Genomic DNA, 26,062 nt, shown 5'->3' on the forward strand with positions numbered 1-26,062 from the left:
CGGCATATCACGATGGCGCGACAAGCCGAATATCACATGAGAGTGATATATTGGTTACATATGTAACCAATATAGAGAAAGCTGATATGGTAAAGCGGCTAGACGCTAGTCTGTTTCAGAGCCTTGTCGGTCAGCTTCTGATCACCAAGCACAGGGCCTACAATCGATAGCTGTCCACTTTCATCCCGCCGGGCAACCAGAACCACAAATTCCGCATCGCCTGCATCAATATCATCGAGCTGACGGCTTGGCGCATTGCGCAAACGTTCCAGAACATCTTCGTTTTGTAAGGAGACATCTGTCGATTTCTGCTTCGGATTGCGTGCATCACGTTCAGCATAGACAACAGCTTTCAAACCACCGTCATAATTTTCGAGATAGCCGGCAAATGCGCCTTTCTCAATACCTGCCTGTTTTGCAAAGCGTAGTGCCGCAGCATATTCGGTCAGCCGGGTTTTGTCATAATGGGCACCAAAGACGAGCTTGACGATGGGTGTCATCGGCGCGCGTTCCTGTGCCTTTAGGCCTGAATCCTCAAGTAGAACCGCATAGTCTTCCGGATAAGATTCCGTCATCAAATAGAAATCATAGGCTTGGCCGATTGCATTATAAAGCGCGGCGCGGCTGCGTTGTTCGCTGTGCGCCGCATTGTCGGCACTGCTGCGTGCTGCGACCAGCCAGTCGGAAAGACTCGCGTCTTCGCCCGGTTGATCGGTAACATCTTCCAATTCAATGTGATCACCGCCCACAAGCGCAGCTGTCGCAGCTGCGGCATCGTCTTCCGTCAGTTCCAATGGCGCTGAAGTAGGACTGTCAGCCCAAATCGGTCCGGTTTCCGCTTTAGCCGGAGCAGAACGCATGGCTTGTGCTACCTGTTCTTCCAACTCTTTGGCAAATTCGTCGTCAGCCACTTCTTTCCAGTTGATCACACCATATATGAAATCAATCGTGTCATCATCGGTCGAAAAGGGCAGTAAAATACCGCGATACATAATGGTTATACCGCGTTGATTTACAAACTCAGCTTCAAACCCAATAGGTGCCTGGTTGGCAATGATCTGCAGATAATGATCCGTGATGCGTGACAGCAAAGACCGTGCTGGAACCTGATCAATCGTGGTGATGCTGTCGTCTAGTTCACATTCCTGCCGCAGCGATTTGCCAAGGAACTGGATGGATGGATTTTCAACACCATTGGTGAAATCGAGCAAAACACTATTTGGTCCAAAATCTTTGTCCGACTCCGGATCAAGATCTTCAACGCTGGGAAATTGGCGGTCACCGAGCAAACCGGCCCAGAAATTATAGGCACGCACGTGCATGCGGCGCTCATCCTGACCAATGGCAGGCGGTGCTTCATTCGTTACTTCATCATCTTCATAGGCGATGTAATCGGCGTCTGGACCTGTGGTCAAAACGCTGTTTTCATCAGAATTGCGAAGATTTTCCATGCCTAATCCTACTTTATAAGCTCATTTCCCGGTTGTTTTGCAGCAGCCATGGTAAATATCTGGTAAACGTTTCCAACTTTTCTCCGGGCTGTGCACATGGATTGGAACCTTATATGCGTAGACCGAACCGTCGGGCTTGTCACAAGGCAGACCGGCTGTTAAAGGCGCGACCGTTAAGTGTTTGACCGGTGCAATAGGCACCGCCGGGTTGAATGCCGCTTTAGCTCAGGTGGTAGAGCACATCATTCGTAATGATGGGGTCAGAGGTTCGAGTCCTCTAAGCGGCACCACCCATTTTTCCCTTATTTATCAAGTACTTAGATGCATGCCGCCTTGTGAATTTAGTGCCGACACTTCCGAGGGTTAGCTCAACACTGCGATTCAAACTGGTGACTAGAGACGTTTTGGCGGTCGCGATATAGGCGAACATATGCCGTCCGTCTCACAGGCCGTTTTTGTGGCTGTCAGATGCATGTGGCTATTTTTGGAAGTTGGGGTGCAGCGGTTCAGGTGAATCCGAACATTTTGCGCTGGCTTGGCCAATCGAGCGGGATGCTATTAGCACGGGTAAGCTTGCGGCCCGTTAGTTCAGGTGGTTGAGTGCCATCCATGATGGCTGCAATAATATCTGGAGCGAGCCAGGATATCCTGACAAGCTGTCCCGAATAACGACGGCTGTAATGAGTGATCGCGGAATTTGATTTGTTGCCAAGCATATGATCTTGAGCAGCAAAAGCTTGCGCAACGAGTTTCTGGAGCGTCGGATTGGGAAAAGACTTTGGAGGTGATCCGGTTGGTGGAATAGCGAGTTTGACTTCGGTTCCACGTTTAACCAGCTTGGCATCAACGGAGACATGAATTGGTTCGCTATCAGGTTCTGGCTTGAAGGTTAGTTCGACATTCTGCTTGCGCACTTGAACGCTGATATGATGATCTAACAAAGCCTTTCGTTTCTGGATGATGGTACCGTGGAGTAGTCGACCAGCAATGTCCTGATGTCGGTCGATTTGATCCTGTATGAAGTGAGCATCGCCTGAGGCGGGTGCCATGCTGATTAAAGCTTTGGCGAAAGTGTCAGTGACCAAACGCTCAATTTCACTAGATGGTAATCTCCAAGCTTCGGTCTTTTCTTCCCCGGGTTTAAATCGCGTTACATAGTAGCGATATCGTTTAGCCTCGCGAGATGCATGACAAGGCGTCATCGGTCGTCCGTCTGGATCGGTGATAAGCCCGGTCAGCAGACTAGGGTTCTTCGCCTTCTCGCCCAATGCATTATCGTTTCTGTTAGATGCAAAAATCGCTTGAACCTTATCAAATAGTTCCTGTTCGATTATTGCATCATGCTCTCCGTCATAGATTTCATCTTTGTGACGCACTTTGCCTACATAGATTGGATTTTTAAGCAGTTGAGCAAGTGGGCCTTGATAAAAGGTCACACCGCCAATTTTTCTTCCATTTTTGTAAGTCCGGATCTTCGTTCGATAGCCTTGCCTCGCTAGTTCATCGACAAGCTGGGGAACCGATCTCAGTTCTGTATATCGTTTGAAGATATGCTGTACTGTTTTTGCTTCGTCATGATTGATGATGAGCTTGCGGTCTCCAAGGTCATAGCCAATGGGAACTGGACCGCCCATCCACATTCCCTTCTTCTTGGATGCGGCTATCTTGTCGCGGATGCGCTCGCCAGTGACCTCGCGTTCAAATTGCGCAAAGGACAAGAGCACATTGAGGGTGAGCCTGCCCATGCTGGTGGTGGTATTGAACGATTGGGTGACGCTGACGAAGCTGGCATCATTGTCGTCCAGTATTTCGACGATCTTCGCAAAGTCCGCAAGGGACCGTGTGAGGCGATCAACCTTGTACACGACAATGACGTCGACTTTGCCTGCCGTCACATCCCGTAGCAGTTGCTCCAGTCCCGGTCTTTTCATCGAGCCACCGCTGAAGCCTCCATCATCATAAAGTTCTGATGATCCCTCCCATCCTTCGTGGGTCTGGCTCAATATATAGGCAGCACATGCCTCGCGTTGCGCATCAAGACTGTTAAAGGCTTGTTCCAGGCCATCTTCGGTGGATTTACGAGTATAGATAGCGCAGCGGGTTTTGGTCTGATTATCAGGCATCGGTCAGCACCTTTGGTTTGAACCCACCACGCTTTTTCAATCCAAAGAAACGCGGCCCTGACCAGTGAGCTCCAGTAATTTCTTCGGCGATATGACTGAGGCTGCGGTAATGCCGGTTATCAAATTCAAAGCCTTCATCGCAGACAAGTACATGATAGCTTTTGCCGTTCCATTCCCGGACCAATCGTGTTCCAGCCTTGAGCGCAATATCATTAGTGAGATCAGTTTCTCCAGATTTCTCCAGACGCTTTTGCAATTGAACAATCTTCTTCCTGATCGAAGGCGTCAGTCCGCCGTGTTGGCGCTCTTGTAACCGCCAAGCTATCGATCGGCGTAGCAGGTCGGGCGGCACTTCAGGGACAGTCTGCCGGAATATATCGCGCCACTTAGATCGGAGCTGGGCAGGGGGCATTGTTGCGAGCTCTCTTATTTGAGCGTCCAGCTCACTCATGCTTCGTCTTTCTCAAAAGTGAGTTTGGAAGTTATTCGGTAGACGGTGCCAGAAACTAGGTCTGAATTTTGGAGAGCAAAGTTTGAAGCAAATGTTGAGCGGGACCTTCGTTCCATCGCACGGCTTCAAGATATGGGCTGGCGCACAAGAATAGTGTGGGAATGCGAGTTGAAACCAAGCATTGCGACAGAGACTGTAGAAGGGGTTACAACGTGGTTGAATGCACAAGCTTGAACAATTAGGTGTTCAGTCGGCCGGATTAACTCATTTAGGAGCCGAAGATTGTTGTTTTAGCTTGTCGGTTCGAGTGAAGTCTTGATGAAGAAAAGGTTGATAATATCCAGTATGTTAAATGTCCGTATCATCCACAAGCAAAGTGGATCAGGCCGATGATGGCGGACACTGACGAGCGAGTTTGTAAAGGCACTCGCGGCCCTTGCGAGTGGCAGATCTCACTAGACTGATATCGATGCAACTAGTTCAAACTATCACCTAACCTATGCTGAGCTTGTTCTGCCGCATCTTGCAAAAACCCTTCTTTCACTGAGGGAGGCGCGCCCTTTAATCTTTCTGCATCTAGATAGGGAATAAACAAGGAGTTCTCGTCTGAAAACAACCAAACCGCTGCCTGATTAATTGAAGGTATTTCAATTATCCTTATTTCATAGGTTTCTTCCGCATCGGTGAACTTCTCATCAACGAACAAAAGTGCTTCATATAATCTATCAACTATCTTACCTTTCGTTGTTCGATTGAATGAGCCGACTTGCGAAGCGTTTCCAACCGAGTTTAAATCAGCAGATGAAACCCCATCTGGCTTAAACAACATATATCGCCATGAGACGGGTTGATCGTTCTGCTGGGGCACGGCGCCCCCTGCCACTTCCATCAGGCCTAGTGAGTGAACCGGCAAGGGATCCGAAATTTCTTGGACCAACGCCCCACCCAATGCATCGGGGTCCTCTGTTTCTCCCAGTTCCGATAGAATGTTTACAAGAATATCGTGGCCAACAGTAGGAAATTCAGGTTTCAAAATCGGCATTTCAAGCTCCTAACATCTCTGGATCATCAATTTCGATCAGGATTGTCCCGCCGCCGCTCGGGTTTTGAGCTACAAAATAGCTGTGGGTCCATTTACCTCGTCCTTGGTAGCTCGATTCCAGTTGAAATTTCAGGATTGTTTGACGTCCGTATATCGGGTCATCGACATCATAATACTCATTGCCGTTCGATGTTTTCCTCCAACCGACTATGGCCAAGAAATGGCCACCTCCGTTTGACCAACCGACTCTTAGGCAAAGAGGGTTGCCGGAATCGATTTCCGATTTGGAGGCGACAAAGCTCTCAGATGCACCAGTCATTCGGTCAAAAACTTCTACAAGTTTCAGTGCGCGATCAAGATACCAAGGATTGTTGCAAAGTCCACTTGCACCGGCCCCGCAACAGTCAGTTCTAGACCACGCTTTATTGGCTACTTTACATTGTCTCCATGTTGATCCTGATTGGTAAAATAAAGATATGCTAGTACTAACAGCAGCCCAACACCATTGCGTCTGTGTTTGATTTTGCATGATGAAGTTCAAACTATTTTTTGTCGCTAGTGATGGAGATACTCCAAGCTGGTTTGGTGTGTTAACTGGCTTAATCGGCCGTATTTTAAGAAATGATGGAATCTGAGCCATATATTTGAAACCTCAAATTATTCATGTTTCAGGAACAACGAAAGCCTTAGGAATCTGTCTATTTGCACTCGGCACCCATCTTTCGGGAATTAAGCGTGTTCTTCCATTTTCCAGACTGGATCTTGCGCAAAGATGCCAAGCTGGTCCGACAGGCCAGCCGCCCCGCAACTTCTACATTACCATTGGAATCGACCATCGAATAGCTGACGAGTAAGCCACCGCTAACTTTTAACGGATCTACGCCAAAAGTGGTCCAAATATTCTTACTATGTATTAGGCTGCCACCGGACTTGGTTGCCTTCACCCTGACAATTTTTGTCTCTTGTGTGTTGTAACTATTCAGGAGTATGGCCTTGACAAATATCGAGAGACCATCACCTCCTCGCTTGGTGATTTGCCCGTAAAGAGCATCAAAGCTGGCAACAATGACATCAATTTTCTCGACAGTTTTGTTTTGATCAGACGTCTGATTTTTTTTGGGCGAATTGTTTTTCCGAACTACCATCGCGTTATCACGGAATTCTTTCAAAGCTACGACCTGTTTGCCGATTACACTCTCTTCCAAATCTTTGAACCTTAACCGTCCCGGATCATGATGATAGAGACGGACAGACTTTTTCAACGCAGACAATTGTCCTGCCAAAGCGACTGCGAGTTGTTCATCATCCACACCAACTTCCACTCCGGTAACCGTTGTTTCCGTTCCAAGCAGGCCTGACAATGCAGTAACAAATGGCACAATGGCCGCCGGCGCTACACCACCTAGCGCCCCGCCACCGTCTGCTAGCGCGGCCGGAACCTTGATTCTAGGTATTGACCGAAAACGAGATTCAAGTGACTCAAGTTCAGTTTGTAAAACAACTGGCAAATTGAAATTCTCTTTGTTCGATCCAGTAATTATAAGAAAGTCTGGATCTCCTGAGTTACCGCACTCATCTTCGGTCGTTCTATGGCTAATGGGCATCTTTTTATCGGTTAACTCAGCCACCTTCGCTTTGTCTTTATCTTCGCAAGCTTTGTTAGTTATTTTACCAACTATTGTTGATGCCGCTTCTTCGACGGCCGTCGAAATTAAAAGCGCTGCTTCAATCTCGCCTCCCGAAGTACCCAATGTAGTTTTGTTTTCAAAACTAGGAAGATCATCAAATCCAAATTTTGCTCTGGTTTTAGCCGTTTTGGCCGTGATCAAAGCGGTTTGAGCTTCAATCAATGCTTTTTCCTTTTCAAGTTGGCTTTTTTGTTCATCCAAATCTTGCTGCGCCATAACTGGTGATGTCACGGCTGAACCCAATAACGCGGTGGCTATTAAAACGGAATGTTTCACATCTTATCCCCTTTTCCCTTAAATCAATCTAGGGAGACCAATAAGTGACAAGCATATGAACTCTCCGTGACGGCTGTCACGCACAAGGAAAGAAATTTGAACTGTAAACAAGTATTCTTATTTATTCTTTGCGGAATCGTAGTTACTCTTCCACTAGAATTGCGTTCGGGGAACATTTGAAGATGGATATTACCGAAAGAACTGCTGCGCTTGAATCATTTTTCATGTGTTCTCGTACCGAAGCTGAAAAACTAAATGCAGCGATGACATTGGTTCGCTATCATCATAGAGATACCTTAGCTCATCAAGGTGATTTGGGTTCCAAATTGTGGATCGTACTTGATGGCCTAGCACAACTTCATATAATTGGTGTTGATGGGCAAATTAAACTACTTGCCGCTCACGGCCCAGGCGAACTATTCGGTGCTTTTCCGCATGAACGAGTTTTTATCGCAGACGTGACAGCGCGAGATAAGTTAACCGTGCTAGAGGTATCAACATCAACGATGGCCGATCTCTTGAAAGAGGGGACGAGAATTGGCAATGGCTTGTCGAGAATTCTAGGTCGCCAATTTAATGCTGTACTTGACCGTATGGCGGCTCGTATCACTTTGACTGCGACAGGTCGGGTATACTCCGAACTATTGAGAGAAGCTGATGAACAGAACAAAATTTCTCCAACTCCCATCATTGCAGCTCTGGCACTAACAGCACAAACCACAAGAGAGACCGGGTCAAGGGCTATAAATGCTCTCGAACGTCGAGGGATCATTAGGCGGAACAAGAGCGGCTTGGAAATTTTGTCACGATCGATGCTGGAAAATCTAATAGTCTAATATCTAGCTTTCAAACCAGGATCCAAAGTGGGATCGCGCCATAGGCCGTTTTTAATTCTCCGATTTCTTGAACAGAAGTTTCAGCATTTAAAAGTGTGAGCGCCATGGCAGATTTGTAGTCCGTTAATACTGGGCCACCTCGGGAAGCGTGAGCCATTTCTGTGACTTGATCAAAAATGGATTTAGTAGGAGATTTTTTGTTGATAGTGTCGATTATAAAACTCGCTCGAAGATCATCAAAACTTTTTCCAAGATTTTTAGCGATCGAAGCAAGGCCTTTAATATCAGTGGAATGATGCCTGTAACCACCCGCAATTTTTTCAAATTCTATGTGCCGGAATGATTGTTGTTTCAATATCTCTTCATCGATATTTTCCAAATGCAGTATCGCAAATAGCGGTTTGACTTTCTCCATTATACTCATGTCGGAGTCGTTCTCCCTTTTTGCTTTTCGAGCGGTCTCAATCACAAAATAGTCACGACCAGCGTGAGACCAAATCGGAAAGTTTCGGCCAGGTTTTTCACTCGAACCAACTATAGTGAGCGCTTTTGCAGCACTTCTAAGCAAGTTGGCATTGCGAATGGATTGCCCCATAGCAACAAGGTTAGCTATCTCAACAGCAGCATCTAAAGAACGCTCATCAACACCGGGCATTTCCTGCAATGAATATAAAGTAACAGCATTCGCGATAAGTTCTTCAAAACGCGGCACCCAATGCTTCCCGAAAGGCTCAACTGAGATCTCTCGAAAGCGATCAACCGAATAGGGAAGCGTAATATGAAGCTCCGCTCCGGCTTTGCGCAATGCTTCGGCGATCAATATATCTGCACCAGCAGCTAACGCGCCAAATCCGAAACCCGGTTTTTCACGATCGATAAACTCTTCAATTTGTCTTAAGTTATCGGGGTCATCTTCATCCAATGTTATGATCCCGCTAAAATAGAGACTAGCGGCGGGGCGATAGTGATCGAGCCATTTCGTATCCTTATTCTGCTTGAGATGGATCAATTCAAATTGGCGAATGGTTGCGGCATGGTCTTCCCAAGCATATGGCAATTGCGCGATAGCCTCCGATAGTGTCGCGCGCGCTTCTGCGTCCCTATCAAGCAAAAGCAAGGCTTCCGAATGGGTTGCTCCTCGCCAATAGGCATTTTCGCCTTGATCAGGATCGCCCTCAATAAGCTCCAACACTTGTGTCGCTAGTTCGGTTGATCGTTCCGGATTGTCGCCCAGCAGTGCCAACGCGGCCGCATTGATGAGCGGATAACTATCAGCGTCCAGCGCAGCGGCCGCAGCATACGAGTTTGCGGCTTCTCCATAAAGTCGCACCTGCTCCAAGCCATTTGCAGCCTTCGCTTGATCTTTAAGAAGCCGGCCCATGAGGGTCAGCGCCTTCTGATCATCCGCCCGTTTGTTCCATCCCGACGAATGAAACAAATTCCAGGCCCGTACCGGATTTCCGGCACGGGCGATGGAGAGGATTTGGGAGAGCGGGGTCAATTAGGGACCATCTCCGCCAGGCCAACGAACATCAGGATCCAAAATTATCGGAATATAGGAGCTGTTCACTAAATCAGTCGGATTCTCGACCAAATCAACGTGCAAGTTGAACCGTGCTTCAAAATCATCCGACCCCGGCGTTTCTTTCGCCTTGTCACAGTTAACGATTGTGTATGCATGCTTGCATGTCGTTGCTGTCGATGGATTAGGAACTATGTCACCGTGGTCGTCAAATGAAAACGAATCAAAGAAAACTTCTTTGTTTCGCCAATACCTATCCATACTCAACGGCGCACCATCCGCCGCAAAGCGCCAATTCAAGTTATCTGATAGTTTAACAAACAAATAAAACGGGTCCTTGTACTTCAAAGACATCTTGGTCGGTTTTCTTTTTCCTTTAGTAGGGTTAAAGCCGACCTTTCTTCCCCATGTTGGTGATACAACTTGACCTTTCGCCCACTTTAAAAAATCCGCATGGTCTGAAAAATTACCGGAAGACTTGGCTACTTTAATGATCTGAAGTGTTGCCTTTTTTGAAGCTGGATCAAAGGATAAGTCGACTTCAATGGCGACTGCTTTTTTTGGCGTCGATTTGGCAGGATCGCGTCCAATAATGATATCGGGATCCCAAGTTGGTATAAGTATCTGCGGCATTGGTTCTTCCTTTTTCTGTAAACTTTCGCGAGACTTCGTGGACCAAAGATCATGTTAAATAGTGGGCACTCTTCCCAAATTTTGTCACCGGTCAATTGGCATCTGCTTGGCGATGGTTTTTTCGCTGCAGGGTCTTCAACTTGTTCAATCGGCTGCGCCAAACTCTGTTATTTGGGTCGTGATTTACCAATTTCTTTGAGGCCTCCAAGGCTGCCGTCAGTTGAATCGCAGATTGTTTCTCATCGATCGACATCAAGGCCGTTTGAAAAGTCAGCCAAATATCAGTTAGGTCATTGTTTGCCGGGTCATCAGCGCGCAGAAAATCAACCAGTGCGATGCCTCTTTGCAAAAGCATCCTCCGCTCGTCATGTTTCCCTTGCTCCAAATATTCGTCAGACATCCAACCGATACGATTAACTAAGTCTGCAATCGAGTTTGGATCATCAGGCCTCAGCCGTAAGATTTGTTCCATTCTGTCTAAAGAGGCCGAACAATGTTTGGAGTTACGGCTTCTGATGTCTGTCCGTTTCAGCGCGAGCGTACATAGATTACCATCTGCATAGCCTGCTTCCCTCAACCAAGCTGGATTATCGTCATCAAAATCCATCAGCTGGTCAGAAAAATTTTTGTATCCCAACCAATATTGCTCTGTACTGGTCCAATCTTTCTTCCGATATGCAATATACCCCAACCAATATTTGCTCTGCGCGTGTCCAAAGATCCTGTCAGGATTTTCTGGATCTTGATCCAGCAAAGTCTCTGTTACGCGGTGCGCCTCTGTGAACATGGCTAATACCTTCTCAAGACTACCTCCCTCGCGGCTATTTTCATCCTCGCCCATCGCGTGCAATATGCGTGCGCGGCGTTCGAGGCTTGCGGCCGGTAGGTCACTGAGATCATCTTGCTCTTCGTAGTAGTCTATTGCCCGCTCGTTGACTTTGGTCATCACCCGAAGCGTACTTGCCCCTTTCAACTCACTACGCAAATCGGTCAGCATATACTCAACCAACCCTTCCGCTTCGGCTCTTTGGTGCTGCGCTTCGTTGCGCTGTTGGATTGCGAATATTGTCATCCCGATCATCGCTAGCAAGCCAACCAGCACACCACCCGTGACGGCCATCACGCGGTTTAAACGTCTCTGTGCATCGCGCTGAACAAGGGAGTCGAGTGAAACCCCCGCAATTCCAGCAACGATCTTTAAAAAACCTAGTCTCCAACCATCTCCTTCTTTTCGAAGATCAGCTGCAAGCGGTTCCTTGCCTTGCAACAGTAGTTCGGGAAAGGATTCTTCAGGCTCTCCTCTAATCAGTGCGGCAAGAATGGGCCGATTGGGATGCAAAGTTCGGAACAGGTCGATTTCTTGGGATACCCAGGGAGAAGATTTGGCATCGGGCGAACATAAAACAATTAACGCCTGGGAAGCTGAAAGTGCATCTTTTACAGCTTGCGAAAGATCTTGCGATGCAGGCAAGTCTTCTCGGTCACGAAATATTTTTCCGAGGCGCCCGTCGGTCAATCCTGTTTCAACGCTCGCCGATCCCTTTCGGAACCGCGATGGCATCCGGTAGGTTTCCATCTTGCGGTGAAGTTTGTGCGCAAAACGCGCATCGGCATGACTGTAGCTGACAAAGGCTCGAAAACCTTCATTTGAGCTGTTTACAGTATTGGATGCCCCCAATTCCATCTTTACCCCTTGAGCAATAATGAAACACAGAAGTAAGATAATATCAATTGAGAATTGAAATAGTTGGATTATATTTTAGAAAATTCGCTCAACAATAGTTTGTCTCGGCAAAGCGCTCACCATTTTGTTCGATATTCATCGATCACATGCCTGTCCTGAATATTCAAATATATCGCGGTGGTTTCCAGATTTTCATGCCCCAATATTTTCTGCAGGGCGGGCAATGAAAAGCCTTTCATGAGCGCGAGGATCGCAAATGTGTGCCGCAGCACATGCGGCGATACCGGCGTCGCGATTTGCGCGCGGTTGGCAATGATTTTTACGCGTCGCTGCGCGGAACGAATGGAACAATTCATATCATTGCGGATGGCAAAATGCTTTTCGAGCAAGGCCATGGAGCGATTGGACACCGGAACGGTGCGCCTTTTGGTTTGACCGCCAGTAGCTTTGCCAAAAATAGTGAGCGTGCGTTCTTGCCAATTGATATTTTGGGCATGAGGGATTGCCACTCGCTAATGCGCAATCCTGTATCGAGCAGCATCCAAACCAGCAATTTATCCTCAAATTCCAAGCAAGCTTTTTCAAGGGTCTGAACCTGATCGATATTGAGGGGGATGCGTTTATATTGGTATTTCATGGGGACTAGCATAGCATATGGACGTTGTCGCCTTTGGATCGCGCCATCCTGTCGCCTTCTCTCTATCGTGTTCTACGCAAACCCAATGGCTTGACCATATAAAACAGTTAAAGGCTGTCGGGTTTAGTTGATAAATGGCGAGAACCAGCCGTCAGGGAGCCAGCTCTACCGGAAATGGGAGTTTTCCAGAAAACTGGCCATACAGCTCCGCATCACTGGCTCTGCTGATATCTGAGGCGGCAAGAGAGACAAAACTACGGTGCATCAACAATGAATGTCGCATAGGCAGCAAAGAGGCAACGCTTTCAAACGTCTAAGGGATTTTAATCCGCGCCGGTCGGATATATCATAGAGGCCATATTTGAACTGAACATTGTCCATCAACAGAAGGTTTGGCATTAACGGCGCTCGCCAAATATTGAGAATTCCGCAATCCAAACTGTCTAAAAGTAGAAATTTGAAACCATGCGTTGGTCACATCACGACGGAATTTACGTATCTCATCAATCTTTGCAATCTTTTGCGTGGTCTGCGCCAATGCGCGACCTTGCGAAGAAAGTCGGAATCTCCGATGTAAGATTGCGGAAACTACTGAAATCAAAAGGCGTTTTAACTCCGCCACAAGGGCATTGGAACCGGCTCAAAGCGGGCAGGCCTGTGCCCGAATGTCCTCCATCACCTCCAAGGCAAGCTGGTGAACATGGCCGAATTCAACTCGATGCCAGGTTTCGTGATCTCATCCAAGAAACACCGCCTCTTCCCGTTGGAGGGCCATTCGTTTCCGATGCAGTACATGAAGATTTGTCAGAGCTAAGAGAAGCCGAACTCAAGGCAATCGGTCGAGCGAAACCTGCACTCCGTCTTACACTACCTAATGTGGGGCTGGCCCGCCTACTAAAGCGCGAAGAGCAAATACGCGAAAAGGCGAAAACTGACAGATGGTATTGGAGGGAACCTACATTTGATACACCTCTGGCCCAGCGACAACTAAGAATATTGAACGGCTTATTTTTCGTGCTCGAGCGACGAAACCATTCCGGAATCGCTTCAGAAAATCAGGGTAAACTTTCAGCGGGTTGCACGGTCGGCGATATGTATCTTGGATTAGAGTTTAGTGTCATCGGGGAACATCGTACGGAATTTATTGACGGATATGCGAGACCTGCTCGCGACTTGCCCGCATCGACGCCTCTCCGTCTATCGCTTACAAATAAGTTCCCCCAAACAATCACCGCAACTTGGAGTGACAACAGCGACAGTAAATTGGAATCAAAACTAGCTGGTATTGCCGCCGACATAATCGTGGCTGGTGAGGCAGCTTTTCGCCAGAGCCTAATTGAAGCGGTAGAATGGGAAGAACGGCACCGCCGATGGCAAGAAGATATATCGAAACAACAAAAAGCTGCAGCGCTAGCTCAGAGATTGGAAGATCTCAAAACAAGCGGCACGCTTCTCGCCCGTGCCGAAGAAATTAGAACATTAGTAGAAAATGTTCGAGTTGCTGTTCTTGGCGGCCTCTGCGACGTTACCAGCGATGAACTGAACGATTGGGAAAATTGGGCTTTGGAATATGCAGATAGTTTGGATCCTGTTCTGTCCGGGCAGGTTCTGACCCATATCCGTGAACCCGATCCCAAATAGCTGGTGCCCAGAAGAGGACTCGAACCTCCACATCCTTGCGAATACTAGCACCTGAAGCTAGCGCGTCTACCAATTCCGCCATCTGGGCACGGAGTAGAGACGCGCCATTAGGCGAGTACGAACATGCTTGTCAACCAATCTACCCAGCTTGATGCGATGAGGACAAAATACGGTCTATATCAAACCGAACAATAAGGGTTCTGCTTCCGATTTTCCTTTTTCCGAGGGCGCCGGATTCGATCTGTCGATAGATAGTTGATCGGCCCACTCCCAGAAGTTTGGATGCTTCGCCAATTTTTCTAGAATTGATCTGATCTCATCCAATTTTGGACCGGTCGTGTTTTGGTTAGTTGTTTGCGCTTTAAAATGTTACCCGCGCCTAGGAAAAAAGTTGATGATATCCGGTATATGAAAGGAGGGCTTCATCCTGAAACCTCACCTGATGAAGAAACTATGAACCGACCGAATATACTGGGAATATTTGACAAAAACTAGCGGTTAACAGAGTTCAAACGAGTGAAAGAATAATTCCCAGTAGGATTATCGGTGGCAGTAACCAAAGCTCCAACTTTTTCCAGATACTCAGTCGCCATGGCTTTCCCTCATGCCAAACCCGGTTCACATAGATCAGATCAAACCCCATCCTCTTGCCTTCAACGGTCACGCGTTTTCCTATGAGCTTTCGAGCGCTGCCTTTTATATCGAGCATCCACTTGCCGCCGCCGTCCGTTTCCAGCGCGTAACCCATCGGCATCCGGCGCAATATACCGGTTTCTCTATGTATAGTTCCTTTTGGCATTTCCGGTCTCCCCGGAAGTCGGCTGCGGTACGCCCCCGCTTTCGACTTCACACCTGATCTTGGTGATCGGGGAGTTAGTAAAACCGAACTGAGCCGGCCCCTGTAACCTTTGGGCCCGAAAGCCTTGGACATACGCCACAGGCTCCCCGACCATAAGACAAGGAGTGCGGCGCTGTTGCGGTCAGCACCAACCGCTCAGTTCAGGGGTTACTAAGCCCCAAAGCCCTGCGTGTGGGCATCGACGAGGTGTATGGGATAGTCGCGTCTAACAGACAATAGAAAAGCTGATTTTCTAGTCTTATCCTGACTTAGGCTGAATATTTCGTAAAATGTTCGCCTCATCCCGGCATCGATAGAGGACTAGCTGCACTTATTAGTGACTTGGATTGAAGCCGTTGCCGTTGCGCCGCTTTCATCTTCAATGGTGTAAGTAAGGCTGCCGTTGTACGCGGTTTGGATCACGATTTTGTTATTTCTAACAATGGCGCCCATTCCATCCGATACGCTGACAACTGTAAGTGCGCCATCATCTGCGGAACTATCGTTCGCCAAGACGTCAACCACGCCGACCGCACAATTTGTCAGTAGGCTATCATCGTTAGCTACCGGTGGATTGTCGGAGCTGCCTCCAGATGCATCTGATTTCTTCGGTTTACTAGCGGTTCGTGGGATCGAAATTCTCGAGATAGACCATTCTACCGGTAGTTCTGTTCTTACCGATGCCTCAATATTGTTCGGCTGCGTGGCTGTGGCTCGGACTTCTGAATCCTTAGACACAGTATCTCTGAAAGATTGCTCCTCGGTGTCTGGCTTCACACTCAAACCCATCATAGTCATTTCTCCACCAGATGAGTTTATATTACGTGCTTGCCCATTTGAGAAATTGAGATTTGATGAGTTGATCACCAGAAACAGAAGCAAGAGGTGAATTGTTAGAGTTAGGACCAATGAAACAGGTTTTCGAAACTCGTTTATACGGAAATTGGAATTTAGGTGCCGCGGCAGAATTGTAACGGGCAAATCGGAAATTACAGAAAACAACGGCCTGCGTTCAACTTGCCATTCTTCAACTGTCAGGAACGCCATGTTGCATTTCCATTCGTTGGACGGGTCATAGATAAACTTTAGTCTATCATTTGAACCGAAACCATGATTATTTGAATCGCATGTGTCTTTACTCTGACAGAATGGGATAGGATGATGGCAAAACATATAGTCTATTCTGTCGATTCAAAAAACGGTTTCACATTGGTGGAAGTGTTGGTTGCTTTGGTTGTAACTGCTTTCTTGATCACAATCCTGATGGATGGCGCCGTATCAAGCAAAACCAGACAGAAGAATCTGACCCTGCAAACTGATGCAATGATGGTCGCCGCTTCGAAAATTGAGAGCCTGAGAGACCTCCAAGGCGTCCAACCTTCGGTTAATGGAAATCACAGAAACCTTGTTTGGAATCTCGCTGAGAATGAGATCGCGCGTGATCCGCGAGGGGTTTATGCCTTGGTTGAAGCCCGCATAACTGTTGGCCCCGAGAAATCTCCGATGCTGGTTACGCGTAAAAAGCGATATTTGAAAAGCATTATCCGCTGATGCTATCGACCAAACCCAATGCCGGAAGACGCCCGGGTGAGGATGGTTATATCTTGATCACCGCTGTCTGGCTGCTCTTGCTCGGTGCATCCATAGTCGCGATCATAATGGTCCACAATTTGCGCTATTCCGAAGAACTGTCGTTTGAACGTGAAATGATCAAAATTGGTGATGCTCAGGAAAGTGCGGTTGAGACGATCATTGCTGACATTCTGTTCAATGGACCGCGTAGTCAATTCGCTCTGTTACCTGCGACATCAGAATATCGGATTGATGGCGTATCAATGCAAGTGAGCGTTAGTAACGAAAATGGAAAAATAGATCTTAATCAAGCCGATCTTGAGCTGATCAGAAGGGCCCTGCAAGGACTTGGGGTTTCAGGAGTTCCCCGCGAAAAATTTGTGATGTTGGTGCGGCAGGGACGTTATACCGAGCATCCTTTCCGTTCCATGATTGATGTCAGTTCTGCTTTCGCGCAGGCTGGGATCGGTACAACTGACGGCTTTTGCCCAGAGCAATATTTTACGGCTTTTTCTGGCCTATCACAGCCGCAATCCAATCAAATGGATCCCAGATTGTCAAAGGCACTTGGTGAGGCCAGTTCATCCGATCAACAAAGGTTTCGACCCGGTAATGCTCTGCGGTTGGAGATAGTCGCGGAAAAAGGACTGCCGCTGGTTGCAGTGGTGCGGACAAGCGGGTTGATTGATCGATCGCATAGTGTTTTGGATTGGGGGGTGGGGGCAGGATGCTATCAGCCAGATATTTAGCGGGCCGCCTTTATGTGATGCCGTAAGCATCATAGGCGTTGGCTTGCATTGTATTGTCGTGAAATCGGCGATCAGCGATATGCTACCCCGCCAGTTGGCTAACAACTACCCCCGGGTGTTGCCATTTATCGCGGCACCATCATACTAGTTGCGTTGTTAAAGTAGCAGTCCGGGGGACTAGCACAGGCGAAACTCCCTAAGCGTAAGCAAAGGCGTTGGATCAAAGGTCAGCGCCAATGGCTCCTTAGCCCGATGCGCTTACGGTCACTTATGGACACACCAAAAAGCGGTAAAATCGCGTTAAGTTGGACTATTTATTGCGGATGTTGGGAATTATCAGTCGTGCGCTATTGCGAAGATGGAAAGGACCGAAGGGATAGGCAAATGGTGCGATCATGACGCAGGTTTAGCAGAGGCGAACAGATGTAGGAAAGCGGATTGTGCAGAATGAGTTAGGTGTATTTAGTAAACTGTCACCGTAATTCCCGTAATTCCACCGTAATTCGAGGCTATATTCCCGTTGTTGGTGATGTTGCTTAAGATATCAGGATACTATGGCGGCAATTTATCAATCGGAATTCTATAGCTATCGTTCCTGACAAAGAAAGCCTTCTTCACATGAATAATGTTGATGGACTATCTTTCGAATCTTATTCTTTTCTTGACAATTCACATCAGAATTGAAGGAAATTGCTATCAGAGGTTGAGGAATAATTTTCCTCGTTCCTCTTAGGTTTTTAACCAAAGCACCTTCTGAGATTGACACACCATTCCAACTCAGCTCTTTCCCATCAAGCCTAAGATAATTACTCACAGAGGTGCTATTTTCGATATCAAATTTATCGTTCCAGCCTGGCAGGTTATTAGGACATGAATTATCGGAACAGCTGATCAGCAAAAAAACTGTAGGTATGATCAGAGATTGTAACAGTGGTCTGGAACTCATAGCTATCTACCTGAAGGTCTAACGTGTTTGATCGAAATTGATCCTCTTCCTTTATGCACTAAGTTTCCTGCTCTTGTTGCTCTAGGATGTGCTTCAGTACCCCGAATCGGCCTACCCAAGAACCGCTGCATCCTTACATGATCTCCCTCGTGAATGAGCAAATTTGCTCGTTGATCGGCTGCTGAGAACTTCGCCAAGTCGCTCTTGTTTCGACCAATTTGATTATTTGGATCTTCCCAACCATCAAAGGCTTTGTCAAATCCTTTAGGTAGGTAAACCGTTGATTTTCCGGTTTTGTGATCGGTGTCAGCTGCAGCATCTCCATGCGATCTGGTTAGCTTTCTCATTTCTCTTCCTGTCTTGAACACGATGCTCACGCCGTTATCATCACCTTCTTCACCAAAAGCTTCGATAGCTCCTTGAAGCAACTTCTGGTCTCCTTTTGTCAAGTTACCACTTTCTAGCGCTTCTTCGGCAGTTTCTAATGCTCCGGACACGGCATTACATTCTGATGCACTTCCTTCACAAATATAAAGCCCGGTCGGGTCAGTGGCGTTTACAGGATTATTCCCCACATAAGCGAACCGATTGAAATAGCTGATCCCGCCATCCGCAAACCCAACCGGATCATTGGACAGGAACCGCCCGATGACAGGATCATAGTAGCGGGCCTGCATGTAAGTCAAACCTGTGGCACTATCATCAATATGGCCGGTAAAGCCTTCGTCATCCTTGTTGTCATTGGGATCGAGACGCTTTTCGCCATAGGGGGTGAAGTCTTCGCGCCAGGCGATAGCACCTGCGGCATCAGTCGATGCAACCGGTGATCCCAGATGATCCTGATGCACATAGCTAACCGTGCCCGCCTTGATCCGCGCGATGGTCTTGCCAGCCGCGCGGATATAGTCAGTTTTTGCGTTAGAAGTCGTATCATCGCGGTGGATGAGCGCGCCTGAGGCATTGTAGAACGAATAAATGGTCTTGCCTGCCACGATCTGTTTGGCGCGCTTCAGGTTTCCATCATAGACAAATGAACCATTAGCCGAACCTCCGGTCACTGCCGTCGGCTGGTTAGAAAAATCATAAGTGAAACCGAACTTGCCATTATTGGTCACATTGCCGCGCGCGTCATAGGCATAGTTTTTCCAGGCATTACCGTCGCTGGTATCGCGGGCGCGCGACAGGCGGTTGACACTGTTATATTCGATATCAACAATTCGGCCGCCAAGCTGCTTCTTGCGGATATTGTCCAGCGCATCATAGGTAAATGTCCCTGCGCCCCAAGCGCCCGATGCGGTTTTCAGCCGGCTGAGATCATCATAGGTAAACGCCTTATTCTGACCCGATACCGCACTGTCCGTAATGGAAGTAATGCGCCCGTTCTTGTCATGAGAATATCCAAATTGGGAGGCCTTTACAGCGCCCTTGGACACATCGATTGAAGACAGAAGCTGACGCGCATCATAGGTTGCCGTATATACAAAACCATTGCCATAGCTGATATTATTGACTGCCCCATTGAGATGATAGGTGATACCGCTAGCAAAGGTTGCTGTACCAGTAACAGCATCGGAAGGCGATATTGGCAGTACCAAAAACCCGTTGATCGGCAATACAATCAGATTGGCACCACCGCTGGCTGGCGTTCCACCAGCCGCATTGTCCAGCTGCGCTGCTTTGGTGGCCTGACCCAGGCCATTGGGAGCAAATTCCACCAGCCGCCCGGTCGGGAAGGTCTGGCTCGCTAGAGCATTGATTGTGTTATAATTATAGCCGGTCGTATAGGTGCGTCCGTCGATCAGCAACTTTTCTTCCGTGATCTGATTGGCATTGTCATAGGTGTAGAGCCAGTCGGTCGTGCCGCGCAGCCGGCGGGTGACATTGCCATTGTCATCGTAGAAATTGCTAATGTCAGGCGTCGTTCCAGGAAAGTTAACCAGCGTAACCCTGCCTAGATTATCATAAGTTGATGCGATCTTGGAGGCCGCAGGAGGAGCAGTACATGCAGTACCCACGGATTGCCCTTGCGCAACGCCAGTCACTTGATTGGCATTGTTATATTCATAGAGCATATCACCAGTTTCTGGCACTGAATGACGGCACAGGCGCAGGCGAGTATCATAGTAATATTTCTGCGTGCTGGTTACATTATAACCATTCTGATTGCCATATTGGGTGGCGGTTAGAAGATTGCCATAGTTGTCATAAGTCATGTCGGTAAATTTACCGAGCGGCTGGGCAATGCGTGTGACTTCGCCGCTATTGGGATGACCGAATGCACGCAAGGTTGTGGTGGTCTCATTGCCTTCCGGGTCGGTAACAAGCGTCTTATTGCCGGTCAGATAAGCATAAGAGGTGGTTGCAAAAGGTGCGACATTTTTGCGATCCGTCAGCTTTCGGCCCAACCCGTCATACGTGAATTCGATTCCGGTTGTGGGATCCGAAGATGATGACGGGAAAGATTTGAATATTTCCCGGCCAAGCGCATCATAGTTGGTCTTGGTATAGGTCGTCGCACCGCCGCCACTAAGGGGACGCATTCTTTCTCTCCAGGGACGAAGCATCAGATCATAATAAACGATTGATTCTTCCGTTCCGCGAACAGCCTTCTGGTAAAAACTCGAACCGCCAAGACCATGGTAAGTGATGTCCGTATCAGCCCATGGCGCGGGTCGGTCAATCTTTGTCATCCAGCCGACATTGTTATATTGATAGCCTGTTGTGTTTCCCTTTGCATCGGTCTCGCTGGTCACCCAGCCGTTGGCATCTAGGGTGCGGCTTAAAATGCTGCCGTCACGGCGCGTAATAGTACGCGGTTGTCCACGATAGTAGCTGGCGAGGGTAGCCGTTTTGTCCAGCGGATCCTTGATCGTATGAAGATTGCCGTCGGCATGATAGGTATATGTTTCCCAGCGCACACCAAACCGATCCCGATAGGTGGGCTGGCCGTTGCTGTTATAAGCATAGCGGTCAAATTCCTTGCCGTTTCTGTCAATGGTCAGCGGCAGACCCACAATATTGGCGGTAGCATTGTGCCAGTAGGTGACATCGGTGATGCGCTGTGCCGATTGCTGGGTGCTATATTTCTTGATTTGGTTCGGTCGACCGTAATCGGTAAACGTAGCGGTGGGAGAGGAACCGGTTTTGTTGTATGTGCTCTCGGTCGTGTAAGTGACTCCATCGCGTGCTATGGTAGTCTTTTCGATCGGGCGCTTGGCAAAGCTCGCGCAAACGCTTTTCGGATCACCATAATATTCGGATTGAGAGGCGGAAATTTGAGGATAACACGAAGATAGATTGGTTTCATTGGCCGCTGTTTCATATTCATTGGTCATAACCTCGCCGGCACCGCTTGCAGGAACAGTCTCGACGCGCTTTAACAAACCGTAATCCGGGCCAACAGCCTGATAGAAATATTTGCGCTTGGTTCCGTCAGGGGCTGTCACCCTTGTCCAGTTTTGCTCCATCGTACCGGCGGCATCAGGGGAATGAAGCCGATACTCAAAGTCCCATGTCGCAGTGGGAATCCCTGTACCGGAGATCGTTTTTGAGACGATCGACATGGACCGATAATGTGGCTCCCCTTCGTCTCGGTTAGCACCGCCACTCATATGGTCGGATATGTTGCATTTAGCATTGGTGGTGATAGTGGGAACAGGCCCGGTTATCGAATTACTTTGCGTTACAGCATTGTAAGCCAATTTCCCGTAGAGAACACCAGTGGTAGAATAATAGACAACTGGTTCTGTGACGCCTTTGAGTAGTGTCGTTTCGCGCAGGTTGAAAGAGCCAGTCGCCCCATCAGGATGCTTCATTGTAAATGACTCATCATGGGGTATGCATTCGTTATAACTGTGCGTGTCAAATTTCATGGCGCGCATGCCGTCAGTGCTGCTGCCTAAAGCCCAATGCCGCCCATCGGGCAAGTTCACCTTGTGCAAGTATCCATAAGGGGAGCCCGGCGTATATTGATAAGTCCAACTTCTGCCATTGGCCGTCACGCTGGTAACGCGCCGCGAATTGCGCCAAATGCCAGCTGCTGGAACATGGCTTTCATAATTCAAATTTATTTCGCGGCCATCGTTGCTGTGTATGCGCGTCAGTTCGGCGCGGCCATCATTGGTATAATCATAGCGCACCCAATTGCCATGCACGTCCTGAACTTCGGTGACGAGAGCAACGCTATGTTTGCGATACACAGCAATCTCGGTCCAATTCCAAGCCGCAATGCCATTAAAACTGGTCTGGTAACCGGTAGGTATAACCTGGTCACTCGCGTTCCGGTAAGCATGTCGACCGAACTTATACTTGGTTCCATCGGGAGCAATGGCAACCAACGCACATCTTCCTGCATGGTCGGTCGATTTGGCGCCCGAAACCCAGTTCGACTTGGGGTCCGCCGGCTTTTCAAAATCTCCCCCTTGGCCGGAAAGACCTTTGCCCGGTACATGCAATATGGTGCCGCTAGAGTGGGATCCGCTGTCCAGTTGAGCCGAAGCACCGCCTGCTTGTACAAAGATGGTCGCGCCTGAATTGCCAGAGCCCATGCAACCGCCATTGACGGTCGGGAAGGATGTGCCAACTTCATATCCATAAGACATTTTCACCATTGGCAAATCAAGCACCCAGTCGCCAAAGGCCTGTTGATAGGGTGTGAAAGCGATGTTTCCTTGCACGACTTTACGGCGCAGCGCTACTTCCAGTCCCGAGTTACCGGGCAATGACACGTCCATATGTTCGAACGTGATTCCGCCGCTATTTTGGTCAATCTTGTCGCCCATCAGCTCATTGTCGTGGGGCTTTAAACGCTGCTCCATGCCGCCCAACATCTTATAATCAAAAGAGTCCGCAACCTGCATTTGGATGTCACCGTCATCGTCGTCTTGAGCCAAAGCAATGCCTGACCAGCTGAGTGTGAAAAAAACTCCAAGCGCGATAGGGAAACGAATTATCATATTAAAGTGCCCCGCGATGAATCAGCAAAACCAAATACAGAAATAACTTGATACGATATAAAAGCATCATATCATCGAGATCGTCTAAGGAGCATATTCTATAGATCTACACTGAACAGCAATTAGACCATCTACTACATTCTCAATTTTGTATAAAATAAAATCAATGTCAATCGTAATTAAATGAAAAATTATGAATAACTATCATACCAATTATTGATTACATATATACCAATATTGCGTATTACGCAAAACTCTGTAGTTTATAACAGTGCGTATACATCCGTAAGATTGCCATCAAATCAAAAGCTCCGACCGAAACTGTCAACAAACAGACAGCGGAGATAGATCCGTTGTGGGAGGTTTGTTTTCTAAAGTATGCAGCTACGATAAGCGACAACTCGACGATAAAGTTGATGTCTGTACCATATATAGTGATCTCGCATCAGTGCTGAGCAAGGACATCATATCAAAAGGATGGGAATCCATTCTGGGGGTTCAGCGGCCGCAAACTCAGCTGCTCGCCAATGGTAAATCTCACGGCTCGGTCGTCTTATCCACTGCATTCATCGCCGATTTCCTCACGAGCGCGTTCCAGCTCGGCGAGCGACCGGAACCCTCTCAACTTCAAGAAGGGCTGCATAGCCTTGTTGACGAATTTGTAAGTCTCGCGCCGTGCTTTCTTGTCGAGCTTGGGTTCTAGCAGAAGCTCTGCCTGCCGCTTGGCTGCCTCTACTCTGCCATGCCCCGCGACAATCTCGTTCTCATCGCTGACCAGAACCGGATTTGTAAATCCGAAGTGCTCTATGCTGTCAGCAATCTGCCGGATCTGCTTTTTGGAATGGGTTCGCGCGTTGCGCGCGTAGGGGACTAGCGTATCTATACGGGCATCGGTAACGGCGCGGGCGGCATTGCTCTCAAACATAAACGTTCTCCAATCATCTTGTGGGCTTTTAAGGCGATCGGGTCGCTCATGAGATTGCTCCTCTAACCAATTTTACGTTCGGTTACATTTTTAGAATATGGATCATCAACTTTTTGTCAAGGAGAAGTAATGCGTGCTCTCAATGCTAAGAAGTGACTGAATTGGCGCTTGGTAGGTCAAAAAATATGCAGCCCGGCACAGCGCAAATTCCCTGTTATTGAGATATGATTTCCCTGTTAATGTGTGCAGGTTTCCCTGTTAATTTTTGAGGGTGGAACATCGGTATTGAGCCTCGCATCCGCAGAATTTCGGTGTTTGAAGGGGTGTTGGTGATCAAAAGGCCGAGGATTGGCGCGATTTTCCCTGCAAATTTCGCAAAAACAGGGAAAAACAGCGTGAGACCCGTTCGCCACAGACTGCGCCGCGCACCACTCATTTTTCTCTTATATATCAATAACTTAATAGTATTGATGTTTACGGATTTAGTCCCCGAACTTCCGAAGGTTAGGTAAACTGCGGGATTCAAAGTGGTGACTAGAGACGATTTGGCGGTCGCGATATAGGCGAACATACGCCGCCCGTCTCATAGGCCGTTTTTGTGGCTGTCAGATGCATTGTTCAACCGGAAAACATCAAAAATGGCGGAATTTTCCCCTATACACAGGGACAGCATCGTCGGCATAGAAAAAGATATAGATAGAACAAAGGTTCCCTTAAATGGTCTCCGTCATAGTTCCACTGAAACCACTTCAGGATGGTATATTTGGGCGGGCGAAACACTAAGTCAGGCAGACGATTTTTTGAACCAGTTCATGCAAAACACTTAGAAAGTATGTGTCCCTCTATTGTTGACTACTTGGGGTTGGCAGAAGGTTGGCGCTTCTTAATTGCGCCCAACTATTCAGATGTTTGGTTTGATGAGTCTTTGTTGAACAAAGAATTGCGGTAAGGAATGAAATAAAATTTGCGATCACTGGGGCGAGCGTCCAAACACTCATGAACATTCAGCGACAGCTTTCTGAAAATAGAACACTACAACCAGATCATTCGATTCCACCTTTTGAGAGCTACTCAACCAAAAGGCTGAATCACCGGCTCACGCAGTCCTAATGCGCGAATCCGGTCTACAACACCAGCACTCTCTCTCCCCCCTTTCCTACAATGTACCAGATAGGTTATATCTGCATGTTCCCCTCATAAAAGGAACATAGCTATGACCGAACACCCTTCCCAAGATACCTTCACCGATATCCCTGATGCTGATGATCTGGCCCAGCCCAGGGAGCGCCATGATGGCTGGTCGCCGGATAGGCAGGTGGTGTTTCTGGAAGCCTTGGCGCGGACCGGTAATGTGCGGGCGGCGGCGCGCTATGCCGGGCTGTCGCGGGAGAGTGCGTATAAGCTGCGCCGGCGGCCCGATGCGCGGGCCTTTGCCCGGGCGTGGGATGCGGCGATTATTCATGCGCGCGATGTCTTTCAGGATGAACTGATGGACAAGGGGCTGAATGGCTGGCGCGAGGTGGTTTGGCATCAGGGGGAGGAAGTCGGAACAAGGGAACGCTGGAGCGCGCCCTTGTTTCTGGCAGCGCTTTCGCGGCTCGACAAGATGGCGGACGGGATTGATCTGGCGGGCAAGCCTGCGCGGGCGGCAGCGGAGAAGTTTGATGATTTGCTGGAAGGTATCGGCAAAGGCGAGGATTGCGTGGAGCTGGTCGAGGAGATTGATGGGGCTGGCCGGAAAGCCGGTTCGTAGCCGCAACCATCCTTGTCTAATAGCGATTTGCTAGCGACCATCTCTCTCCATAGCGAACGCGAGAAGATACAGGCGATGGCACCGGAAGATATTGATGTCTCTGATCTCGATATTGCTGAGCGGGAAGAGTGGGATGACCTCCAATGGGAGCGGGCCGATCGCAGCGGCTTGCTGGATCGCAGCGGGATATTTGATGATCTGCCCGAGCCAGTGTGAATTGTGTGAACTTTGGAGCGTAACATGGAGAAATGAGGGTGTGAGATTTGTGTGAACTTTGGGAAGAGATAAATGGGCAAAGTTGGAGGTGGGTGCTGCGCACTTGATGCGGAGCCCAGGGTAG

The 26,062-nt window shown here is 48.3% G+C and carries 21 protein-coding genes and 2 tRNA genes; 7 read left to right on the forward strand and 16 right to left on the reverse strand.

The window, feature by feature from the left end; genetic code table 11:
* Nucleotides 1–98: 98 nt before the first annotated feature.
* Nucleotides 99–1,451, reverse strand: coding sequence for a hypothetical protein (locus ABJM21_RS02315; RefSeq protein ID WP_348303008.1), 1,353 nt, complete (start codon nucleotides 1,449–1,451; stop codon nucleotides 99–101).
* Between the two features lie 214 nt (nucleotides 1,452–1,665).
* Here ABJM21_RS02315 and ABJM21_RS02320 point away from each other — a divergent pair.
* A tRNA-Thr gene (locus ABJM21_RS02320) sits at nucleotides 1,666–1,741 on the forward strand.
* Between the two features lie 216 nt (nucleotides 1,742–1,957).
* Here ABJM21_RS02320 and ABJM21_RS02325 read toward each other — a convergent pair.
* From ABJM21_RS02325 to ABJM21_RS02345, 5 genes are all read right to left on the reverse strand, one after another.
* Nucleotides 1,958–3,574: a recombinase family protein gene (locus tag ABJM21_RS02325; RefSeq protein WP_348303007.1), complete on the reverse strand. Its 1,617-nt coding sequence runs from the start codon at nucleotides 3,572–3,574 to the stop codon at nucleotides 1,958–1,960.
* The gene (locus ABJM21_RS02330) at nucleotides 3,567–4,025 is read right to left on the reverse strand and encodes a DUF2924 domain-containing protein (protein WP_348303006.1); all 459 of its coding nucleotides are present in this window, start codon (nucleotides 4,023–4,025) and stop codon (nucleotides 3,567–3,569) included. Before ABJM21_RS02330 ends, ABJM21_RS02325 begins: the two co-directional genes overlap by 8 nt.
* A 475-nt stretch (nucleotides 4,026–4,500) precedes the next feature.
* On the reverse strand, nucleotides 4,501–5,067 hold the full coding sequence (locus ABJM21_RS02335) for a hypothetical protein (protein WP_348303005.1): 567 nt from the start codon (nucleotides 5,065–5,067) through the stop codon (nucleotides 4,501–4,503).
* 1 nt (nucleotide 5,068) lies between these two features.
* On the reverse strand, nucleotides 5,069–5,707 hold the full coding sequence (locus tag ABJM21_RS02340) for a papain-like cysteine protease family protein (protein ID WP_348303004.1): 639 nt from the start codon (nucleotides 5,705–5,707) through the stop codon (nucleotides 5,069–5,071).
* 58 nt (nucleotides 5,708–5,765) lie between these two features.
* On the reverse strand, nucleotides 5,766–7,031 hold the full coding sequence (locus ABJM21_RS02345) for a hypothetical protein (RefSeq protein WP_348303003.1): 1,266 nt from the start codon (nucleotides 7,029–7,031) through the stop codon (nucleotides 5,766–5,768).
* 182 nt (nucleotides 7,032–7,213) lie between these two features.
* Between ABJM21_RS02345 and ABJM21_RS02350 the strand changes: the two genes are divergently transcribed.
* Nucleotides 7,214–7,867, forward strand: a complete 654-nt coding sequence (locus ABJM21_RS02350) for a Crp/Fnr family transcriptional regulator (RefSeq protein WP_348303002.1) — start codon at nucleotides 7,214–7,216, stop codon at nucleotides 7,865–7,867.
* A 10-nt stretch (nucleotides 7,868–7,877) separates the two neighbouring features.
* Here the strand turns inward: ABJM21_RS02350 and ABJM21_RS02355 are convergent, their stop codons facing one another.
* The 4 genes from ABJM21_RS02355 to ABJM21_RS02370 form a co-directional block, all read right to left on the reverse strand.
* Complete coding sequence (locus tag ABJM21_RS02355; RefSeq protein ID WP_348303001.1) at nucleotides 7,878–9,368, reverse strand: tetratricopeptide repeat-containing protein; 1,491 nt, start codon at nucleotides 9,366–9,368, stop codon at nucleotides 7,878–7,880.
* Nucleotides 9,369–10,022, reverse strand: a complete 654-nt coding sequence (locus ABJM21_RS02360) for a nucleotide synthetase (RefSeq protein WP_348303000.1) — start codon at nucleotides 10,020–10,022, stop codon at nucleotides 9,369–9,371.
* Nucleotides 10,023–10,113: 91 nt separating this feature from the next.
* The gene (locus tag ABJM21_RS02365) at nucleotides 10,114–11,706 is read right to left on the reverse strand and encodes a toll/interleukin-1 receptor domain-containing protein (protein ID WP_348302999.1); all 1,593 of its coding nucleotides are present in this window, start codon (nucleotides 11,704–11,706) and stop codon (nucleotides 10,114–10,116) included.
* A 116-nt stretch (nucleotides 11,707–11,822) separates the two neighbouring features.
* A complete protein-coding gene (locus ABJM21_RS02370; RefSeq protein WP_348302998.1) occupies nucleotides 11,823–12,215 on the reverse strand; it encodes a tyrosine-type recombinase/integrase in 393 nt (130 codons plus the stop codon).
* A 665-nt stretch (nucleotides 12,216–12,880) separates the two neighbouring features.
* Here ABJM21_RS02370 and ABJM21_RS02375 point away from each other — a divergent pair.
* Complete coding sequence (locus ABJM21_RS02375) at nucleotides 12,881–13,984, forward strand: hypothetical protein (protein ID WP_348302997.1); 1,104 nt, start codon at nucleotides 12,881–12,883, stop codon at nucleotides 13,982–13,984.
* Between the two features lies 1 nt (nucleotide 13,985).
* Here the strand turns inward: ABJM21_RS02375 and ABJM21_RS02380 are convergent.
* The 4 genes from ABJM21_RS02380 to ABJM21_RS02395 form a co-directional block, all read right to left on the reverse strand.
* Nucleotides 13,986–14,072: transfer RNA gene (locus ABJM21_RS02380), tRNA-Leu, on the reverse strand.
* Between the two features lie 51 nt (nucleotides 14,073–14,123).
* A complete protein-coding gene (locus ABJM21_RS02385; protein ID WP_348371519.1) occupies nucleotides 14,124–14,294 on the reverse strand; it encodes a helix-turn-helix domain-containing protein in 171 nt (56 codons plus the stop codon).
* A gap of 198 nt (nucleotides 14,295–14,492) precedes the next feature.
* Nucleotides 14,493–14,783: a DUF5818 domain-containing protein gene (locus ABJM21_RS02390; RefSeq protein ID WP_348302996.1), complete on the reverse strand. Its 291-nt coding sequence runs from the start codon at nucleotides 14,781–14,783 to the stop codon at nucleotides 14,493–14,495.
* A 360-nt stretch (nucleotides 14,784–15,143) separates the two neighbouring features.
* Nucleotides 15,144–15,869, reverse strand: coding sequence for an Ig-like domain-containing protein (locus ABJM21_RS02395; RefSeq protein WP_348302995.1), 726 nt, complete (start codon nucleotides 15,867–15,869; stop codon nucleotides 15,144–15,146).
* Nucleotides 15,870–15,983: 114 nt separating this feature from the next.
* On the opposite strand from ABJM21_RS02395, the gene ABJM21_RS02400 reads away from it, so the two are divergent.
* Both ABJM21_RS02400 and ABJM21_RS02405 read left to right on the forward strand, forming a co-directional pair.
* A complete protein-coding gene (locus tag ABJM21_RS02400) occupies nucleotides 15,984–16,373 on the forward strand; it encodes a prepilin-type N-terminal cleavage/methylation domain-containing protein (protein ID WP_348302994.1) in 390 nt (129 codons plus the stop codon).
* Entirely contained in the window at nucleotides 16,373–17,143 is a 771-nt protein-coding gene (locus ABJM21_RS02405; protein ID WP_348302993.1) for a hypothetical protein, read from the forward strand. The genes ABJM21_RS02400 and ABJM21_RS02405 overlap by 1 nt, the downstream gene beginning before the upstream one ends.
* 948 nt (nucleotides 17,144–18,091) lie before the next feature.
* Here ABJM21_RS02405 and ABJM21_RS02410 read toward each other — a convergent pair.
* Together ABJM21_RS02410 and ABJM21_RS02415 are read right to left on the reverse strand one after the other, a co-directional pair.
* Nucleotides 18,092–23,044: an RHS repeat-associated core domain-containing protein gene (locus ABJM21_RS02410; protein WP_348302992.1), complete on the reverse strand. Its 4,953-nt coding sequence runs from the start codon at nucleotides 23,042–23,044 to the stop codon at nucleotides 18,092–18,094.
* A 553-nt stretch (nucleotides 23,045–23,597) separates the two neighbouring features.
* Entirely contained in the window at nucleotides 23,598–23,969 is a 372-nt protein-coding gene (locus ABJM21_RS02415) for a ParB/Srx family N-terminal domain-containing protein (protein WP_348302991.1), read from the reverse strand.
* A 1,213-nt stretch (nucleotides 23,970–25,182) separates the two neighbouring features.
* On the opposite strand from ABJM21_RS02415, the gene ABJM21_RS02420 reads away from it, so the two are divergent.
* Both ABJM21_RS02420 and ABJM21_RS02425 read left to right on the forward strand, forming a co-directional pair.
* The gene (locus ABJM21_RS02420) at nucleotides 25,183–25,722 is read left to right on the forward strand and encodes a hypothetical protein (RefSeq protein ID WP_348302990.1); all 540 of its coding nucleotides are present in this window, start codon (nucleotides 25,183–25,185) and stop codon (nucleotides 25,720–25,722) included.
* A gap of 12 nt (nucleotides 25,723–25,734) precedes the next feature.
* Nucleotides 25,735–25,938 carry a hypothetical protein gene (locus ABJM21_RS02425; RefSeq protein ID WP_348302989.1) on the forward strand — a complete coding sequence of 68 codons (204 nt, stop codon included), beginning with the start codon at nucleotides 25,735–25,737 and terminating at the stop codon, nucleotides 25,936–25,938.
* Nucleotides 25,939–26,062 lie beyond the last annotated feature (124 nt).

Source organism: Parasphingorhabdus sp., from assembly GCF_039977335.1.
Taxonomy (GTDB): domain Bacteria; phylum Pseudomonadota; class Alphaproteobacteria; order Sphingomonadales; family Sphingomonadaceae; genus Parasphingorhabdus.

Excerpts from the sequence above, each read along its gene's own strand:
- ABJM21_RS02325 (WP_348303007.1), bottom strand. The coding sequence starts at position 3,574 with ATGCCTGATAATCAGACCAAAACCCGCTGCGCTATCTATACTCGTAAA.
- ABJM21_RS02350 (WP_348303002.1), top strand. The coding sequence starts at position 7,214 with ATGGATATTACCGAAAGAACTGCTGCGCTTGAATCATTTTTCATGTGT.
- ABJM21_RS02415 (WP_348302991.1), bottom strand. The coding sequence starts at position 23,969 with ATGTTTGAGAGCAATGCCGCCCGCGCCGTTACCGATGCCCGTATAGAT.
- ABJM21_RS02365 (WP_348302999.1), bottom strand. The coding sequence starts at position 11,706 with ATGGAATTGGGGGCATCCAATACTGTAAACAGCTCAAATGAAGGTTTT.
- ABJM21_RS02360 (WP_348303000.1), bottom strand. The coding sequence starts at position 10,022 with ATGCCGCAGATACTTATACCAACTTGGGATCCCGATATCATTATTGGA.
- ABJM21_RS02410 (WP_348302992.1), bottom strand. The coding sequence starts at position 23,044 with ATGATAATTCGTTTCCCTATCGCGCTTGGAGTTTTTTTCACACTCAGC.
- ABJM21_RS02330 (WP_348303006.1), bottom strand. The coding sequence starts at position 4,025 with ATGAGTGAGCTGGACGCTCAAATAAGAGAGCTCGCAACAATGCCCCCT.
- ABJM21_RS02340 (WP_348303004.1), bottom strand. The coding sequence starts at position 5,707 with ATGGCTCAGATTCCATCATTTCTTAAAATACGGCCGATTAAGCCAGTT.
- ABJM21_RS02315 (WP_348303008.1), bottom strand. The coding sequence starts at position 1,451 with ATGGAAAATCTTCGCAATTCTGATGAAAACAGCGTTTTGACCACAGGT.
- ABJM21_RS02375 (WP_348302997.1), top strand. The coding sequence starts at position 12,881 with ATGCGCGACCTTGCGAAGAAAGTCGGAATCTCCGATGTAAGATTGCGG.
- ABJM21_RS02420 (WP_348302990.1), top strand. The coding sequence starts at position 25,183 with ATGACCGAACACCCTTCCCAAGATACCTTCACCGATATCCCTGATGCT.
- ABJM21_RS02390 (WP_348302996.1), bottom strand. The coding sequence starts at position 14,783 with ATGCCAAAAGGAACTATACATAGAGAAACCGGTATATTGCGCCGGATG.
- ABJM21_RS02335 (WP_348303005.1), bottom strand. The coding sequence starts at position 5,067 with ATGCCGATTTTGAAACCTGAATTTCCTACTGTTGGCCACGATATTCTT.
- ABJM21_RS02405 (WP_348302993.1), top strand. The coding sequence starts at position 16,373 with ATGCTATCGACCAAACCCAATGCCGGAAGACGCCCGGGTGAGGATGGT.
- ABJM21_RS02395 (WP_348302995.1), bottom strand. The coding sequence starts at position 15,869 with ATGGCGTTCCTGACAGTTGAAGAATGGCAAGTTGAACGCAGGCCGTTG.
- ABJM21_RS02400 (WP_348302994.1), top strand. The coding sequence starts at position 15,984 with ATGGCAAAACATATAGTCTATTCTGTCGATTCAAAAAACGGTTTCACA.